This is a genomic window from Curvibacter lanceolatus ATCC 14669, assembly GCF_000381265.1.
In the GTDB taxonomy this organism is placed as follows: domain Bacteria; phylum Pseudomonadota; class Gammaproteobacteria; order Burkholderiales; family Burkholderiaceae_C; genus Curvibacter; species Curvibacter lanceolatus.
This window is the reverse complement of the sequence record NZ_KB906255.1, coordinates 121,262-136,825: the sequence shown is the minus strand read 5'-3', so window position 1 is coordinate 136,825 and position 15,564 is coordinate 121,262. Positions and strand designations below refer to the sequence as shown.

18 protein-coding genes are annotated in these 15,564 nt (G+C 68.0%); 14 read left to right on the top strand and 4 right to left on the bottom strand.

Annotation, left to right across the window (positions count from 1 at the left end):
- Positions 1–15: 15 nt before the first annotated feature.
- A complete protein-coding gene (locus tag F624_RS33995; RefSeq protein WP_245573582.1) occupies positions 16–300 on the bottom strand; it encodes a YkgJ family cysteine cluster protein in 285 nt (94 codons plus the stop codon).
- A 217-nt stretch (positions 301–517) separates the two neighbouring features.
- Here F624_RS33995 and mnmG point away from each other — a divergent pair, with 217 nt between their 5' ends.
- The 11 genes from mnmG to F624_RS0107535 all read left to right on the top strand — a co-directional run bounded on the left by mnmG (position 518) and on the right by F624_RS0107535 (position 9,548).
- Positions 518–2,515 (top strand): tRNA uridine-5-carboxymethylaminomethyl(34) synthesis enzyme MnmG, encoded by a 1,998-nt coding sequence (mnmG, locus tag F624_RS0107585; RefSeq protein WP_031254449.1) that lies wholly within the window; start codon positions 518–520, stop codon positions 2,513–2,515.
- Positions 2,512–3,168, top strand: a complete 657-nt coding sequence (rsmG, locus tag F624_RS0107580) for a 16S rRNA (guanine(527)-N(7))-methyltransferase RsmG (protein ID WP_019573681.1) — start codon at positions 2,512–2,514, stop codon at positions 3,166–3,168. Before mnmG ends, rsmG begins: the two co-directional genes overlap by 4 nt.
- Positions 3,169–3,252: 84 nt before the next feature.
- Positions 3,253–3,867, top strand: coding sequence for a LysE family translocator (locus F624_RS0107575; protein WP_019573680.1), 615 nt, complete (start codon positions 3,253–3,255; stop codon positions 3,865–3,867).
- Positions 3,868–3,894: 27 nt separating this feature from the next.
- A complete protein-coding gene (locus F624_RS0107570; protein WP_019573679.1) occupies positions 3,895–4,665 on the top strand; it encodes a ParA family protein in 771 nt (256 codons plus the stop codon).
- A 17-nt stretch (positions 4,666–4,682) separates the two neighbouring features.
- A complete protein-coding gene (locus tag F624_RS0107565; RefSeq protein WP_019573678.1) occupies positions 4,683–5,234 on the top strand; it encodes an RBBP9/YdeN family alpha/beta hydrolase in 552 nt (183 codons plus the stop codon).
- A gap of 40 nt (positions 5,235–5,274) precedes the next feature.
- Positions 5,275–6,216, top strand: coding sequence for a ParB/RepB/Spo0J family partition protein (locus F624_RS0107560; protein ID WP_019573677.1), 942 nt, complete (start codon positions 5,275–5,277; stop codon positions 6,214–6,216).
- Positions 6,217–6,220: 4 nt separating this feature from the next.
- The gene (locus F624_RS0107555) at positions 6,221–6,976 is read left to right on the top strand and encodes a class I SAM-dependent methyltransferase (protein ID WP_019573676.1); all 756 of its coding nucleotides are present in this window, start codon (positions 6,221–6,223) and stop codon (positions 6,974–6,976) included.
- Positions 6,977–7,068: 92 nt separating this feature from the next.
- Positions 7,069–8,157, top strand: a complete 1,089-nt coding sequence (locus F624_RS33320) for an alginate lyase family protein (RefSeq protein ID WP_019573675.1) — start codon at positions 7,069–7,071, stop codon at positions 8,155–8,157.
- 227 nt (positions 8,158–8,384) lie between these two features.
- The gene (locus F624_RS0107545; RefSeq protein ID WP_019573674.1) at positions 8,385–8,675 is read left to right on the top strand and encodes a hypothetical protein; all 291 of its coding nucleotides are present in this window, start codon (positions 8,385–8,387) and stop codon (positions 8,673–8,675) included.
- 289 nt (positions 8,676–8,964) lie between these two features.
- Complete coding sequence (locus tag F624_RS32320; protein ID WP_425387277.1) at positions 8,965–9,219, top strand: type II toxin-antitoxin system RelE/ParE family toxin; 255 nt, start codon at positions 8,965–8,967, stop codon at positions 9,217–9,219.
- Positions 9,219–9,548, top strand: coding sequence for a helix-turn-helix domain-containing transcriptional regulator (locus F624_RS0107535; RefSeq protein ID WP_019573673.1), 330 nt, complete (start codon positions 9,219–9,221; stop codon positions 9,546–9,548). Before F624_RS32320 ends, F624_RS0107535 begins: the two co-directional genes overlap by 1 nt.
- A gap of 16 nt (positions 9,549–9,564) precedes the next feature.
- Here F624_RS0107535 and F624_RS0107530 read toward each other — a convergent pair whose 3' ends face one another.
- Positions 9,565–10,989, bottom strand: a complete 1,425-nt coding sequence (locus F624_RS0107530; protein WP_019573672.1) for an FAD-binding oxidoreductase — start codon at positions 10,987–10,989, stop codon at positions 9,565–9,567.
- A gap of 206 nt (positions 10,990–11,195) precedes the next feature.
- On the opposite strand from F624_RS0107530, the gene F624_RS0107525 reads away from it, so the two are divergent.
- Entirely contained in the window at positions 11,196–11,756 is a 561-nt protein-coding gene (locus F624_RS0107525) for a cob(I)yrinic acid a,c-diamide adenosyltransferase (RefSeq protein WP_019573671.1), read from the top strand.
- A 14-nt stretch (positions 11,757–11,770) separates the two neighbouring features.
- The gene (locus tag F624_RS0107520; RefSeq protein WP_019573670.1) at positions 11,771–12,670 is read left to right on the top strand and encodes a LysR substrate-binding domain-containing protein; all 900 of its coding nucleotides are present in this window, start codon (positions 11,771–11,773) and stop codon (positions 12,668–12,670) included.
- A 20-nt stretch (positions 12,671–12,690) separates the two neighbouring features.
- Here F624_RS0107520 and F624_RS33315 read toward each other — a convergent pair whose 3' ends face one another.
- Entirely contained in the window at positions 12,691–13,134 is a 444-nt protein-coding gene (locus tag F624_RS33315; RefSeq protein WP_051107342.1) for an META domain-containing protein, read from the bottom strand.
- A gap of 34 nt (positions 13,135–13,168) precedes the next feature.
- The gene (locus tag F624_RS0107510; RefSeq protein WP_019573668.1) at positions 13,169–14,386 is read right to left on the bottom strand and encodes a D-amino acid dehydrogenase; all 1,218 of its coding nucleotides are present in this window, start codon (positions 14,384–14,386) and stop codon (positions 13,169–13,171) included.
- A gap of 298 nt (positions 14,387–14,684) precedes the next feature.
- On the opposite strand from F624_RS0107510, the gene F624_RS0107505 reads away from it, so the two are divergent.
- Positions 14,685–15,563 carry an amino acid ABC transporter substrate-binding protein gene (locus F624_RS0107505; RefSeq protein ID WP_043425678.1) on the top strand — a complete coding sequence of 293 codons (879 nt, stop codon included), beginning with the start codon at positions 14,685–14,687 and terminating at the stop codon, positions 15,561–15,563.
- The last annotated feature ends 1 nt before the right edge of the window (position 15,564 follow it).

Here is a 15,564-nt window from a genome sequence, read left to right as displayed (position 1 = left end):
CCGGTGAGGGGTGATTCAGGGGCTGCCGGGCCGGGTCAGCGCTTCGAGTTCGGCCAAACCTTGCAGGGCCGCCTCCCAGCTGTCGCGGCACATGTCGTGGCTGGGTTGCAGCTGACTGCACACGGCAGGGCGGTCGGGGTGGCCGAAGATCTGGCAGCGCTGCTGCGCGTCGAGCTGGATGCAGGGCACACCGGCGGGCTTGCCCTGCGGCATGCCGGGGATGGGGCTGGAGATGGACGGGGCGGTGCAGCAGGCGCCGCAGCCGGGGCGGCATTGCGCTGGGGGAGGGCTTGGTTTCACGTGAAACACGGGCTGATTCATGGGCGACATTGTGAGGGCTGAGCGTCCGGGGCCAGGGCCACAGGCCCTGGTCTTTGGCCACGGTAGGTGCGTGGGCAGGGCGCGCCCGTTAAAATCTCGCCTCCCGGGGCGTTGGCCCCCCGGCCTGGCGCCCACGGCGCCGGTTTCTTGTTTGGCCACCTCTGTCTGCGGCTTCAACAGGGCCGATTTCACCACCATGCTTTACCCACAAGAATTCGACGTCATCGTCGTTGGCGGCGGTCATGCCGGCACCGAGGCCGCCCTGGCCGCGGCCCGCATGGGCTGCAAGACCTTGCTGCTCTCGCACAACATCGAAACCCTGGGGCAGATGAGTTGCAACCCCTCGATCGGTGGCATCGGCAAGGGCCACCTGGTGAAAGAGGTGGACGCCCTGGGCGGCGCCATGGGCATCGCCACCGACGAGTCGGGCATCCAGTTCCGCATCCTCAACAGCTCCAAGGGGCCGGCCGTGCGCGCCACCCGGGCCCAGGCCGATCGCATTCTGTACAAGGCGGCGATCCGGCACCGGCTGGAGAACCAGCCCAATCTGTGGCTGTTCCAGCAGGCGGTGGACGACTTGATGGTGGAGGGCGACCGCGTGGTGGGCGCCGTCACCCAGGTGGGCATCCGCTTCCGTGCGCGCACGGTGGTGCTCACGGCAGGCACCTTCCTGGACGGCAAGATCCATGTCGGCCTGAACAACTACTCGGCCGGCCGGGCCGGCGACCCGCCTGCGGTCACGCTGTCGGCGCGCCTCAAGGAACTGAAGCTGCCCCAGGGCCGCCTCAAGACCGGCACGCCGCCGCGCATCGATGGGCGCAGCATCGACTTCTCCAAGTGCACCGAGCAGCCCGGTGACGGCATGCCCGGCGGCTTGCCGGGGGCCATCCCGGTGTTCAGCTTCATGGGTTCGGTGGCCATGCACCCGCAGCAGATGCCGTGCTGGATCACCCACACCAACGAGCGCACGCACGAGATCATCCGGAGCGGCTTTGACCGCAGCCCCATGTTCACCGGCAAGATCGAGGGCGTGGGCCCGCGCTACTGCCCCAGCGTGGAAGACAAGATCAACCGCTTTGCCGACAAGGACAGCCACCAGATCTTCCTGGAGCCCGAAGGCCTCAGCACCCACGAGTACTACCCCAACGGCATCAGCACCAGCCTGCCTTTTGACATCCAGTACGAGCTGGTGCGCAGCATGGTGGGGCTGGAGAACGCCCACATCCTGCGCCCGGGCTATGCCATCGAGTACGACTACTTCGACCCCCGGGCGCTGAAGAGCAGCTTTGAGACCCGCCAGATCGGCGGCCTGTTCTTTGCCGGCCAGATCAATGGCACCACCGGCTACGAAGAGGCCGCGGCCCAGGGCCTGTTCGCCGGCATCAATGCCGCGCTGCAATGCCGTGGCGACGAGCCCTGGCTGCCGCGCCGCGACGAGGCCTACCTGGGCGTGCTGGTGGACGACCTGATCACCAAGGGCGTGACCGAGCCCTATCGCATGTTCACCAGCCGGGCCGAGTTCCGCCTGCAGTTGCGTGAAGACAATGCCGACATGCGTCTGACCGAGGCGGGCCGGCGCCTGGGCCTGGTGGACGACGCCCGCTGGGCCGCCTTCAGCCGCAAGCTGGAAGCTGTTTCACGTGAAACAGAGCGCCTGCGTGGCACCTGGGTGAACCCGCGCAATCTGCCAGCGGCCGAATCCGAGCGGGTGCTGGGCAAGGCCATTGAGCACGAATACAACCTGGCCGATCTGCTGCGCCGCCCCGATGTGAGCTACGCCGCCCTGATGTCTTTGGACGGCGGCAAGTACCTGCCGGTGGCCACAGAGGCCCAGCCCGTGGTGGTGTCGCGCGAAGCCCTGGGCGAGTTGTATGAGCCGGTGGTGGAGCAGATTGAAATCACGGCCAAGTACTCAGGCTACATCGACCGCCAGCGCGACGAGGTGCAGCGCGCGGCCCATTACGAGAACCTCAAGCTGCCGCCCGATTTCGACTACCTGCAGGTGGGGGCGCTGTCGATCGAGGTGCGCCAGAAGCTCAACAAGCACCGGCCCGAGACCCTGGGCCTGGCATCGCGCATTTCGGGGGTGACCCCTGCGGCCATCTCGCTGCTGATGATCCACCTGAAGAAGGGCGGCTTCCGGGGCTTTGCCAACGAGGCAGCCCGTGCCGATGAAACGGCGGTGGCCCCATGAGCGCGCGCGCCTTTGAAGCCGAGCTGCGGGCTGGCCTGCAGGCCCTGGGCCTGGCACTGAGCGATCAGCAGGTGGGCCGCCTGCTCGACTACATGGCCTTGATCCAGAAGTGGAACAAGGTCTACAACCTGACCTCGGTGCGCGATCCGGCCGAGATGCTGACCCACCACCTGCTCGACAGCCTGGCGGCGGTGCCGCCGTTGCAGCGCCACCTGGCCAGCCTGGGGGAGGGCGTGGCCCGCAAGTTGCTGGACGTGGGTTCGGGCGGCGGCCTGCCCGGGGTGGTGTTTGCCATCTGCTGCCCGGAGCTGTCGGTCAGCTGCGTGGACACCGTGGCCAAGAAGGCGGCCTTTGTGCAGCAGGTGGCGGCCGAGCTGCGGCTGGGCAATCTGCGCGGCGTGCATGCCCGGGTCGAGAACCTGAGCGGCCCCTTCGATGTGGTGAGCTGCCGGGCCTTTGCCTCGCTGCCTGATTTTGTGAACTGGTCACAGGCGGCGCTGGGCGAGGGCAGTGTCTGGCTGGCCATGAAGGCCAAGCACCCGGTGGACGAGCTGGCGGCCCTGCCGGCCACGGTGCAGGTGTTTCACGTGGAACAGCTGGTCGTGCCGGGTTTGGAGGCCGAACGTTGCATCATCTGGATGAAGCCGGCCTGATCTGAGGGTGTCAACACGTTCTGACATCCGGGCGGGCAGGGCGCTCGCGTAAACTCGGCCGCTCAGTTGGTGAAGGAGTGACTCATGTTCGGTGTGGCAGATTACGGCGCTTTCGTGGCGGCCATCGTCCTGTTTCTGGCGATCCCGGGGCCGGGCAACCTGGCACTGATCACCTCCACCGGCAAGGGTGGGCTGCGTGGCGGCATGGCCGCCACCCTGGGCGTGATCGCGGGTGACCAGGTGCTGATGTGGATGGCCGTGGCCGGTGTGGCTGCCTTGCTGGCCGCCTGGCCGCCGGCTTTCCATGCGGTGCAGTGGCTGGGCGCGGCCTACCTGGCCTGGCTGGGTTTTCGCATGCTGACGGCCAAGCCCGGATCGGCCCCGGTGCTGAACATCCGGCCGCGCCAGTATTTTCAACAGGCCGCTGCCATCACCTTGCTCAACCCCAAGGCCATCGTGTTCTACATGGCTTTCTTCCCGCTGTTTGTCGACCCGGTGCACCACCAGGGCCTGCTGACCTTTGGCGTCATGGCGGCCACCATCGCGGCCCTGACCCTGGCCTATGGCGTGATCGTGGTGTTGCTGACGCATTTTCTGGCCGAACGCCTGCGTGCCAACCCCGTGATCGTGCGCGGGCTGGAAAAGCTGGCCGGCGTGTTCCTGATCGGCTTTGGCCTGAAGCTGGCCCTTACCAAATAACCCAGACCCCATAACAAGAACGAATTCATGGCCAAGATTTTTTGCGTCGCCAATCAAAAAGGGGGGGTCGGCAAGACCACCTCCACCGTCAACCTTGCAGCCGGCCTGGCCAAGATCGGCCAGCGCGTGCTGATGGTCGACCTGGACCCGCAGGGCAATGCCACCATGGGCTCGGGCGTGGACAAGCGCCAGCTCGAATTCACGGTGTACGACGTGCTGATCGAATCGGCCTCGGTGGCCGAGGCCAAGGTGCATTCCGAAACCTGCGGCTACGACGTGCTGGGGGCCAACCGCGAGCTGGCCGGTGCCGAGGTCGAGCTGGTGCAGCTGGAGCGGCGTGAAAAGCGCCTCAAGACCGCGCTGGCCGCGGTCGATGCCGACTACGACTTCATGCTGATCGACTGCCCGCCCTCGCTGTCGATGCTGACCCTGAACGGCCTGTGTGCCGCCCATGGGGTGATCGTGCCCATGCAGTGCGAGTACTTTGCGCTGGAGGGGCTGACCGACCTGGTCAACACCATCAAGCAGGTGCATGCCAACCTCAACAAGGATCTGCAGATCATCGGCCTGCTGCGTGTGATGTTCGACCCGCGCATCACGCTGCAGCAGCAGGTGAGCGAGCAGCTCAAGGGCCACTTTGCCGACAAGGTGTTCAACACCGTGATCCCGCGCAATGTGCGCCTGGCCGAGGCCCCCAGCTACGGCTTGCCGGGTGTGGTGTTCGACCCGCAGGCCAAGGGCAGCCAGGCCTTCGTCGAGTTTGCCGAAGAAATGGTGCAGCGCATCAAAACCATGTGAGCCCCCGGAGGCATTCGATGATTCAGGCTTCAGATGTTCTTCTGCTGCCGGGCTGGCAGAACAGCGGCTCCGGCCACTGGCAGACCCTGTGGGAGCAGCAGCACGGTTTTGTGCGGGTGGAGCAGCACGACTGGATGCGCCCGTTGCGCGGCGACTGGAATGCCCGCCTCGAAGAGGTGCTGCTGGCCCGGAGTGCGCCGGTGGTCCTGGTGGCGCACAGCCTGGGCTGTGCCCTGGTGGCGGCCTGGGCCGCGCACTCGCGCAACACGGGCCGGGTGCGCGGCGCGCTGCTGGTGGCCCCGCCCGAGCTGGAGCGCGACGACCTGCGCGTGATGCTGCCCGGCTGGGCCCCGATGGCGCGCCAGCGCCTGCCCTTTGCCAGCGTTCTGGTGGCCAGCAGCAACGACCCCTATGCCAGCATGGCGCACGCCCAGGGCCTGGCCCAGGCCTGGGGCAGCCGCTTGGTGGACGCCGGCCCGCGCGGGCACCTGAACGCCGAATCGGGCCTGGGCGACTGGCCCGAGGGGTTGGCCTTGCTGCAATCTCTGCAATCTCCTCGGGCGCTTTGACGGGCCCTGCAATCCAAGTTCCAAGAAAGATCTGACCAAGATGGCGACCAAGAAACCCAAGGGCCTGGGCCGTGGACTCGAAGCCCTGCTGGGCCCCAAGGTGGACGAAGCCGCCGCGGACGGCAGCGCCCCCGTGGCCAACAGCGGCCAGCCCGCCACCCTGCTGCTGGACCAGCTGGTGCCCGGCGTCTACCAGCCGCGCACCCGCATGGACGAGGGCGCGCTGTACGAGCTGGCCGAAAGCATCAAGGCCCAGGGCATCATGCAGCCCATCCTGGTGCGCCGCCTGCACGCCGGCCCGAACGACGGCAAGTACGAAATCATTGCCGGTGAGCGCCGCTTCCGCGCCTCGCGCCTGGCCGGCCTGGACAGCGTGCCGGTGCTGATCCGCGAGGTGCCCGACGAGGCCGCCGCGGCCATGGCACTGATCGAGAACATCCAGCGCGAAGACCTGAACCCGCTCGAAGAAGCCCAGGGCCTGCAACGCCTGGTGAAAGAGTTCGGCCTGACCCACGAGCAGGCCGCCCAGGCGGTGGGCCGCTCGCGCAGCGCGGCCTCCAACCTGCTGCGCCTGCTGAACCTGGCCGAGCCGGTGCAGACCATGCTGATGGCGGGCGACCTGGACATGGGCCATGCGCGCTCGCTGCTGTCGCTGGACCGGGCCACCCAGATCACTGCCGCCAACCAGATCGTGGCCAAGAAGCTGTCGGTGCGCGAGGCCGAGGGCCTGGTCAAGAAGATCGGCGCCGAGTTCAGCCTGACCTCGCCCAAGCCCGCCAAGAAAGACAAGTCGCGCGACCTCAAGCGGGTGGAAGAAGAACTCTCCGACCTGCTGACCGCCACCGTGGAAGTGCGCGTGAAAAAGCGCGTCAAGCGCGCCGGCCGCACCGAGGAAATGGGCGAACTGGCCATCCAGTTCGGCTCGCTGGAAGAACTCAACGGCCTGATCGACCGCCTGCGCGGCAGCACCTCGGGCGCTTGATGCGATGAGCCGCCCTGTGCCCGGCCACCGCCCGGCCGCCCGCTTGCGCCTGCCCTGGCCCCTGCCGGCCCTGCTGGTGTGGGCGGCGGCCTGGGGCCTGTTTGCCGTGCTGGCACAGGCCGGGGTGGACCTGCTGGTGGCCCTGGGCTGTGCCGCGGCCCTGGGGGCCCTGGGCAGCGTGCTGGGGCCCAACTGGTGGCGCCGCTTCATGATCGCGCTGGGCTTTCCGCTGTCGCTGCTGGTGTCGGGGGCCGTCACCCTGCCGGGCTGGGTGTGGCTGCTGCCACTGGGCCTGGTGCTGCTGGTCTACCCGATCAATGCCTGGCGCGATGCGCCGATCTTCCCCACCCCCCGGGCCGCCTTGCTGGGCCTGCCCCAGGCAATCGCCTTGCCCGCGGGCGCCGCGGTGCTGGATGCCGGCTGTGGCCTGGGCGACGGCCTGCGGGCCCTGCGTCGGGCCTGGCCCGAGGCGGCGCTGCATGGCCTGGAGTGGAGCTGGCCCTTGCGCCTGCTGTGCGCCTTGCGCTGCCCCTGGGCCCAGGTGCGGCGCGGCGACATCTGGCGTGAATCCTGGGCGCCGTACCAGCTGGTGTATGTGTTCCAGCGCCCCGAGAGCATGGCGCGGGCCCTCGCCAAGGCCCAGGCCGAGATGGCCCCGGGCAGCTGGCTGGTGAGCCTGGAGTTCGAGGTGGTGGGCCAGCCCCACCAGGCCCGGCTGATGGCGCCCGATGGGCGCCCGGTCTGGATCTACCGGGTCTGAAGGCGGTGCTGATCCGGCTTTCGAGCGGAGCCGGGGCGACCTATCATCCGTTGCTGGTGTCCCGCCAGCCTACCGCGCCAGGAGCGCCCACCATGAACACCGCCAGCCGCCTTCCAAGCCGCCACCGCCGGGCCCTGCTGGCCTGCGTGGTCGGCGGGCTGTCCACCCGCGTGCTGTGGGCCCAGGATCGCTCGGCCCAGGCCCCGCCGCCCGCGCTGTGGTGGCCCCCGGAGCGGCACTGGCAACTGCTGCGCGAGCGCGCCCCTCAGTCGCCCGAGGTGCAGGCCGTCATGAAGGCCCAGTACCAGTTGCTGGCGCGCGGCTGGAGCCAGCCCCCGCACGCCTTGGCCCACCTGCCTGCCGAGCCCCACTGGCAGGGCGAGGCACCGCCACGCCGTGTGGCCGACAGCCTGGGCGAGTTCGAACAGCTGCAGGCCCTGGCCTTTCTGTACACGCTCAACGGTCAGGCGGCCTACCGGGAGCGGGCCCTGGAGCTGCTGCGCCCCTGGGCGCGCAGCCTGGGCCCGGTGGCCCAGCCTCTGGCCCTGCGCTGGCTCGAGCCCGCCATGTGGGCCTACCGCCTGTTGCGCCCCCAGCTGGGCGCGCCGGACCGGGTCCGCCTGGATGCCTGGTGGCAGGCCCATGCCCTGGCCCAGCAGGGCGACCGGCAACTGGACCGGCCCGACGCCCTGGACCGCCGCAACAGCCACCGCCTGTGCAGCATCGGCCTGATCGGTTGGGCCCTGGGTGATGCCACCCTGGTCGAATCGGCCCGGCGTGGCTTGCAACAGCAGCTGATGGACGCGTTGTTGCCCACGGGCGAGAGCCTGGACTACCGCCAGAGCGGCCGCCTCGCCGACCAGGTGGACGCCTTGCGCCCCCTGCTCACGCTGGCCCTGGCGCTGCGTGAAAGTGGCGACGACCTGTACCACTGGGGCACCCCGGCCGGCGCCTCGATGGCGCGCAGCGTGGCCTGGCTGCTGGCCCGCACACAGAACCCCAGCCGCTACCCGGAGTTGCGCGGCCAGACGGTGGAGGCGGCTCAGCTGCAGCCACTGCAGGCCCTGATCGAGGCTTGGCAACCCGGCCTCACCCCGCTCGGCACGGGGTCCGGGCGCCAACACAGTCTGGCCGGCGTGCGCCTGCGCCTGCTGCTCAACAACCTGCCTGAAGAGCGCTGAGCCCGGGGCCTTTCGGCCAGCTCAGGCAAAGTTCCGCGTCGATTGTTTCTAAATACGGAATAGCCATTTGCTCATGACGATGTTTTATTGTTGGTGTTAACCCTATAAAGTTCATTCCATCGATGAGCCAGACACCTCTGCAAAGACTCACCGAGCTGGACAAGACGGCGCCCCTCGAGGCCTCCGCCCTGCCCGGAAGTCCATCAACTTTGAAAGGAAACATCATCATGAACCGCCAACTGATCGCCTCCGCCCTGATTGCCGCCTCTGCCTTCGTGGCCGCCGTACCCAGCTTTGCCGAAGGCCTGGCCGAATACAACCAGCGCGCCGACGTGGTGTCGCAATACAGCCGTGCCGAAGTGAAGACCCAGGCCGTGGCCGCCGCCCGCCACGCCGCCGACGTGGACACCAACTCGCAGGTGCTGCCGGCCGTGAAGTCCGCCATCACCCGCCAGGAAGTGCGCCAGGCCGCCGCCGCCGCCAACCGCGCCGGCCTGCTGCCGCACGGCGAACTGTGATCGCCCGGCCCGCCTTGGGCGGGCCCGCTTGAATGAAGAAACCCCGCCTCGGCTCATGCCAGGCGGGGTTTTTTCATGGCGCTCCGATCAGGTTGGGAGGGCCTGATGTCCCGATGGATGCACTCGACCCGCCGCATGGCAAAAACGAGGATCAACAGACCCCGTCCAGCCGAGGTGCTCTGTGTCTGTTGATCAAAATTCGTTCATAAACGAGAATTTGCCCCGATCCATTGCGCACTACCTCACAGCAGGGAGCCACCGCGATCTGTACCTGGAGTGGCTGCGTGGAATGCGCGATGTCCGGGCCAAAGTGGCGGTCATTCGACGGGTGGGCCAGTTGGAGCGGGGCCTCTTCGGCGACCACAAGTTTTGTCGTGACGGCGTCTGGGAGTTGCGGGTGGATGTGGGGCAAGGCTACCGGATCTACTACGCACGGCCTGGATCGATGGTTTTGTTGCTGGGTGGGTGGCACCAAGCGAAGCCAGCCGGCCGACATCGAAAGAGCCGTCACGGCGTGGACGGATTGGCAACGGAGAACCGATGATGAAAAACAGACCCCATGACGATGCCATGGTCGAGTTGTACCGGTCCGATCCGGCCCTGGCCCTGGAGGTCATCAACAGCATCCTGGAAGATGGCGATCAAGCAGAGCTGTTGGTGGTGTTGCGTCAGCTCGCCCAGGTCTTGGGCGGGGTTCCCGCGCTGGCGCAACAGGCCCGGCTGAATCCCACCCAGCTTTACCGCACCCTGTCGCCCAGTGGCAACCCGGCGCTCAGCAGCTTGCTGGTCATCCTGAAAGCACTGGGCTTGCGGCTGGCGGTGCAGCCGCTGGCATCAAGCCCTTCGCTGGATGCCAACGCCGAGCCGGCGTGAGGCCTGCGGCGTTTTTTCAAAGCGCGAAGATCTTGCCCGGGTTCAGGATGTTCTTGGGGTCGAGGGCGCGTTTGATGGTGCGCATCATGTCGACCGCGCCGGCGCCGGTTTCGTCGAGCAGAAAGCCCATCTTGTGCAGGCCCACACCGTGCTCGCCGGTGCAGGTGCCGCCCAGTTGCAGCGCCCGGGTGACGAGCTTGTGGTTCAGTTCCTCGGCCTTGGCGCGTTCGTCGGCGTCATCGGGGTTGATCAGGTAGCCGAAGTGGAAGTTGCCGTCGCCCACGTGGCCCACCAGGAAGTAGGGGATGCCGCTGGCGTCGGTCTCGGTCACCGAGTCGAGCAGGCAGTCGGCCAGGCGGCTGATGGGCACGCAGGTGTCGGTGGAGATGGCCTTGCAGCCCGGGCGTGACTGCACGGCGGCAAAGTAGGCGTTGTGCCGGGCCGTCCACAGGCGGGTGCGCTCTTCGGGGGTGCTGGCCCATTCGAAGGCGTTGCCGCCGAACTCGCTGGCGATCTCCTGCACGGTTTCAGCCTGCTCTTTGACGCTGGTGGGTGAGCCGTGGAACTCCATCAGCAGCATGGGTTCTTCGCGCAGGCTGAGCTTGGAGTACTGGTTGACCATGCGCACGGTGTTGTGATCGATCAGCTCGACGCGGGCAATCGGCACGCCCAGCTGGATGGTCTGGATGGTGGTGCGCACCGCCGCTTCGATGCTCGGGAAAGAGCAGATGGCGGCCGACACGGCTTCAGGCAGGGGGTACAGGCGCACGGTGATCTCGGTGATCACGCCCAGCGTGCCTTCGCTGCCCACCATCAGTCGGGTCAGGTCGTAGCCGGCGCTGCTCTTCTTGGCGCGGGTGCCGGTGCGGATCACCTCGCCGCTGGCGGTGACGACCTCCAGGGCCAGCACGTTTTCACGCATGGTGCCGTAGCGCACGGCGTTGGTGCCGCTGGCGCGGGTGGCGGTCATGCCGCCGATGGTGGCGTCGGCGCCCGGGTCGATGGGGAAGAACAGGCCGGTGGACTTGATCTCTTCGTTGAGCTGCTTGCGGGTGATGCCGGGCTGCACGGTCACGGTCAGGTCTTCGGCGTTCACGCTGAGCACCTGGTTCATCCGGCTGACGTCGAGGCTGATGCCGCCTTGCACGGCCAGCAGGTGGCCTTCGAGCGAGGAGCCCACGCCAAACGGAATCACCGGCACCTCGAACTGGCTGGCCAGGCGCACGGCATCGGCCACATCGGTGGTGCTCTGGGCAAACACCACGGCCGCGGGCGGCGGCACCTGGAACGAGGACTCGTCGCGGCCGTGCTGTTCACGCACCACCAGGGCGGTGCTGCACTGCTCGCCGAAGCGGGCTTTGAGGGCATCGATCAGGGCGGCGGGCACATCGCGTTGCTGCACTTCGGGCAGCAGGTGCAAGGGGGCGGTGGGGGCGTTCATGGTGTCTCCAGTACGGCGTGAAATAGGGGGCCGGGTCAGGCCAGCCTGCCATTCTAGGAGTGTGGGCGGCATCCTGCCGAGGCCAGGGGTTGACGGCCCGGCGCAGCGGCAAGGCAGGGCGATCTCGCGCAAAATCGGGGGCCCGACAGCCGGTCGAGGCCCACCTTTTTCATCCCCCCTTTTCCAATGTTTGCAAGGACCCCCGCATGGCCAACCGCCTGACCCAGATCGCCACCCGCACCGGAGACAACGGCACCACCGGCCTGGGCGACAACACCCGGGTGTCCAAGAACAGCCTGCGCGTGCACGCCATGGGCGATGTGGACGAGCTCAACTCGCACATCGGCCTGCTGCTCAGCGAGGCCCTGCCCGAGGCGGTGCGCGAGCTGCTGACCGACATCCAGCACCAGTTGTTCAACCTGGGCGGCGAGCTGTCGATCCCGGGCTTCGAGCTGCTCAAGACCGAGGCGGTGCTGCAGCTCGACGAGGCGCTGGAGCGCTTCAATGCCGAGCTGCCGCGCCTGCAGGAGTTCATCCTGCCCGCCGGCCGGCGCAGCGCCGCCCAGGCCCATGTGTGCCGCACCGTGGCGCGCCGCGCCGAACGTGCCGTGGTGGCCCTGGGCAATGAAGAGGCGCTCAAGGACACGCCGCGCCAGTACCTGAACCGACTGTCTGACCTGATGTTCGTGCTGGCCCGGGTGCTCAACCGGGTCGATGGTGGCGACGACGTCTACTGGAAGAGCGAGCGCCTGCAGCGCGGCAGCTGAGGCGGGATCCCCCCATGCGCCTGCGCCACATCGAGGTCTTCAACGCCATCATGCTGACCGGCAGCGTGAGCGCGGCGGCCCGGCTGATCAACATCACCCAGCCCGCTGTCAGCCGCACCCTGCAGCACGCCGAGATCCAGCTGGGCTTTGCGCTGTTCCAGCGCGCCAAGGGCCGGCTCACCCCGACCACCGAGGCGCTGACGCTGTTCCCACACATCGAGCGCCTGTTTGCCCAGCTCGACGAGGTGCAGCGCCTGGCCACCAGCCTGCGCGGCGGCCAGGTGGCGGGCGAGCTGCGCATCGTCTCGGTGCTGGCGCTGAGCTACGACATCCTGCCGCGGGCGCTGGCCCGCTTCAAGAAGAAGCACCCGGACATCGTGGTCAGTGTCGAGGCCCTGCATTCGCCCCAGATCGCCTCCAGCCTGATGCTGCAGGAGGCCGATGTGGGCTTTGTCTTCAGCACGCTCAGCCACCCCTCGCTGACCCACGAGCCTCTGGCCGAATGCGCCATGGTGTGCGTGGTGCCCAAGGGCCTGCTGCCGGCGCGCAAGCTGCGCCAGGGTCAGCTCAGCCTGGCCGACCTGGTGGAGGTGCCGGTGATCAACCTCGATGCCCGCGACCCGGTGGGCACGCGCCTGAGCCAGGCCTGCCGCGAGGCCGGCGTGGGCCTGAATTCGTACGTCACCGTGCAGACCTACCACGCGGCGCTGGCCATGGCCCACCACGGCCTGGGCGTGGCCCTGGTGGATGCCTGCACCGCCGTGTCGGCCGACCGCAGCAAGGTCGAGGTGCTGGCGCTGGAGCCCGCCATCCACGTGCCGGTGCAGGCGCTGCGCCTGGCCGACAAACCCGGCTCGGTGCTGGTGCGCGCCATCACCGAGGAGATGCAGCAGGCAATCCGGCAGGCCTTGTGAGGTCGGATCGCTGAGGCGCCTCAGCGGGCCGGCTGCAGGCTCTGCAGCACCTGGCCCTGGGCATCCAGCAGCAGCAGGTGACCCCCTTCGAGCCGGGCCGAGCGCGTGGCCTCCAGGCTGGCCAGGAAGGGCCCCTCCTGCTCGCCACCCGGGGTCAGGCACATCATGCGGGTGGCCGCCAGCGGGCCCAGGCGCAGCTGGCCACCGTCGATGCGCCAGCGCCCGCTGAACCGGTTGCAGCCGCCAAAGCCGCTGGCCTGGCCATTGGCATCCAGCCGCAGCTGGGTGGGTGGGTTGCCGTCGCCCTGCCAGCGGGTGTCCCCCAGTTCAGGCAGTGCGGGGGCCTGGGCGCAGGCGCCCAGCAGCGCGCTCAGCGCCACCACCGCCATCAGCGCCGGCCAGGCGCAGAGACGGGATCGGAAAGAAGATGACTGGGCCATGGGCACCTCATGCAGCGTGTTCAAGCGCGCATTCTGGCACCGCTGGCGCGGCGTTGGATCAGGCCCGCAAGGCCTCGCTGAGCTGGCGTGCGGTGCCAAAAGCCAGCGTGAAGCCCAGGGCGCCGTGGCCGGTGTTCATCCACAGGTTGTCGGGGCCCTGGGGCAGGCGCCCGACGATCGGCAGGCCGGTCGGTGTGGCCGGCCGCAGGCCACACCAGGCCTGCACCTCGCTGAAGTCTTTGACGCCGGGGAACACCTGGGCCGTGGACTGGCACAGGCTGCTGATGCGGTCGGGCGGGATGTCACGCCCGTAGCCCACCAGCTCCACCATGCCGGCCACTCGCAAGCGCTCGCCCAGGCGGGCAAACACCACCTTGCGGGTGCTGTCGGTCACGCTGACCCGGGGGGCGCGGCCAGGCTCGGTGCCCACCGGCAGGGTGATGCTGTAGCCCTTGAGCGGGTAGACCGGCAACTGCAAGCCCAAGGGGCGGCTCAGCGCCACGCTGTCGGCGCCCAGGGCCAGCACAAAGTGGTCGGCCTGCACCGGCCCCTGGGCCGTGTGGGCGGCCTGCACACGGCCACCGGCCACTTCCAGCCGGGTCACCGCTCGGCCATAGAGTCGTTGCGCACCGCGCTGCGCCAGGGCCTGGTCCAGCGCCTGGCACACCTTGAGGCAGTCGGCCGCGCTCTCGCTGGGGGTGTAGACCGCGCCGGCCATGGCCGGCTGATAACTGGCCAGCGCAGGCTCCAGGGCCACGCATTCGGCGGGCGACACCAGGCGCTGGGGGGCGCCACCCAGGCGGGCCTGCAGCTCGATCTGCCGCGCCGCGGCCTGCAGACCGGCATCGGTGGGGTAGAGCACCAGCTTGCCCGGGGTGCTGTGGTCGCTGTCGGGCCGCAGGTCGCTCAGCATCTGCTCAAAACCTGCGCGGCTGCGCGCGGCCAGGCCCAGCAGGGTGGCGGTGCTGCGCTCCGAGCGCACTCGGTTGCAGGCCGCCATGAAGCTCAGCCCCCAGGCCCATTGGTGAAGATCGGCCTGCAGGCGGAACTTCAGCGGTGAGTCGGCGGCCAGCAGCAGCTTGGGCAACTGGCCCCAGATCGAGGGGTCTGCCAGGGGTTGCACGTACGAGTAGCTGAGCTGGGCCCCGTTGCCGCCGCTGGCGCCCTGGCCGACGGCCTCGGCCGCGTCGAGCAGGGTCACCTGGTGGCCTTCTTGCTGCAGTGAATAGGCGGCGGCCAGCCCGGTGATGCCGGCGCCGAGCACACAGATGTGCATGAGCGATCCTTTTTTTGGCTTTGAAACTGCTGCCAATGTAGGGCGCGCAGCGCGAAGGCGCTCATGCCAATCGAGGCCTGGGCCATGCAGCGCGGTTATGGGGCAGGTCGGTGACGGGGGCTTCCGGTCGGACTCCATCGCTCAGGGCGGTCTCTCTTTGGGGCCAGACCCATTACCTTTTGTAATGCCCATGCCGTGAAAAGGAATTACCGCGCGGGGCCCGGGCCTTCCTACACTGGGCTTTCGACGTTCACCCCCTCATCCACCCATCACACCCTCGAGAGGTCTGCGCATGAAAATGATCCCCCTGCTGCTCACTGCGGCCACCCTGGCCACTGGCTCTGCCCTGGTGCAGGCCGACACCCTGGAGAAGATCGCGGCCTCCGGCAAGATCACCCTGGCCTACCGGGAATCGTCGGTGCCCTTCAGCTACCTGGACGGCCCCTCCAAGCCCATCGGCTTTGCGGTGGACATGTCCAATGCCGTGGCCGATGCGGTGCGCAAGCAACTCAAGAAGCCCGATCTGCAGATCGAGTGGCAGCCGGTGACCTCGCAGAACCGCATTCCGCTGATCATGAATGGCACGGTCGACCTGGAGTGTGGCTCGACCACCAACAACATGGCACGCGGCAAGGACGTGGCCTTTGCGATCAACCACTTCTACACCGGCACCCGGCTGGTGGTGAAAAAGGGCTCGGGCATCAAGGACTACGCTGATCTGGCGGGCAAGAACGTGGCCACCACCACGGGCACCACCAACCTGCAGGTGTTGCGCAAGTACAGCACCGAGAAGAACCTGAACTTCAACATGCTGTTCGGCAAGGACCACGCCGACTCCTTCTTGCTGGTGGAATCGGGCCGGGCCCTGGCTTTCGGCATGGACGACATCCTGTTGTTCGGCCTCAAGGCCAATGCCAAGAACCCCGACGAGTTCGAGGTGGTGGGCGAGGCGCTGCAGGTCGAGCCCTATGCCTGCATGCTGCGCAAGGACGATGCCGGCTTCAAGCACCTGGTCGACGGCGTGATCGGCGGCATGATGAAGAGCGGTGAGTTCGAGAAGCTCTACACCAAGTGGTTCATGCAGCCCATCCCGCCGCGCGGTGTGCCCCTGGGCCTGCCCATGAGCCCGCAGCTCAAGGACAACCTGAAGGCCCTGAGCGACAAGCCTGCCGTCTGAT

Bases quoted from the DNA above. Each gene is read 5' to 3' on its own strand.
- F624_RS0107530 (WP_019573672.1), bottom strand. From the start codon at position 10,989: ATGAACGCCCCCACCGCCCCCTTGCACCTGCTGCCCGAAGTGCAGCAA.
- mnmG (WP_031254449.1), top strand. From the start codon at position 518: ATGCTTTACCCACAAGAATTCGACGTCATCGTCGTTGGCGGCGGTCAT.
- F624_RS0107575 (WP_019573680.1), top strand. From the start codon at position 3,253: ATGTTCGGTGTGGCAGATTACGGCGCTTTCGTGGCGGCCATCGTCCTG.
- F624_RS0107520 (WP_019573670.1), top strand. From the start codon at position 11,771: ATGCGCCTGCGCCACATCGAGGTCTTCAACGCCATCATGCTGACCGGC.
- F624_RS0107555 (WP_019573676.1), top strand. From the start codon at position 6,221: ATGAGCCGCCCTGTGCCCGGCCACCGCCCGGCCGCCCGCTTGCGCCTG.
- F624_RS0107565 (WP_019573678.1), top strand. From the start codon at position 4,683: ATGATTCAGGCTTCAGATGTTCTTCTGCTGCCGGGCTGGCAGAACAGC.
- F624_RS0107535 (WP_019573673.1), top strand. From the start codon at position 9,219: ATGAAAAACAGACCCCATGACGATGCCATGGTCGAGTTGTACCGGTCC.
- F624_RS32320 (WP_425387277.1), top strand. From the start codon at position 8,965: ATGCGCGATGTCCGGGCCAAAGTGGCGGTCATTCGACGGGTGGGCCAG.
- rsmG (WP_019573681.1), top strand. From the start codon at position 2,512: ATGAGCGCGCGCGCCTTTGAAGCCGAGCTGCGGGCTGGCCTGCAGGCC.
- F624_RS0107525 (WP_019573671.1), top strand. From the start codon at position 11,196: ATGGCCAACCGCCTGACCCAGATCGCCACCCGCACCGGAGACAACGGC.
- F624_RS33320 (WP_019573675.1), top strand. From the start codon at position 7,069: ATGAACACCGCCAGCCGCCTTCCAAGCCGCCACCGCCGGGCCCTGCTG.
- F624_RS0107570 (WP_019573679.1), top strand. From the start codon at position 3,895: ATGGCCAAGATTTTTTGCGTCGCCAATCAAAAAGGGGGGGTCGGCAAG.
- F624_RS0107505 (WP_043425678.1), top strand. From the start codon at position 14,685: ATGATCCCCCTGCTGCTCACTGCGGCCACCCTGGCCACTGGCTCTGCC.
- F624_RS0107560 (WP_019573677.1), top strand. From the start codon at position 5,275: ATGGCGACCAAGAAACCCAAGGGCCTGGGCCGTGGACTCGAAGCCCTG.
- F624_RS0107510 (WP_019573668.1), bottom strand. From the start codon at position 14,386: ATGCACATCTGTGTGCTCGGCGCCGGCATCACCGGGCTGGCCGCCGCC.
- F624_RS0107545 (WP_019573674.1), top strand. From the start codon at position 8,385: ATGAACCGCCAACTGATCGCCTCCGCCCTGATTGCCGCCTCTGCCTTC.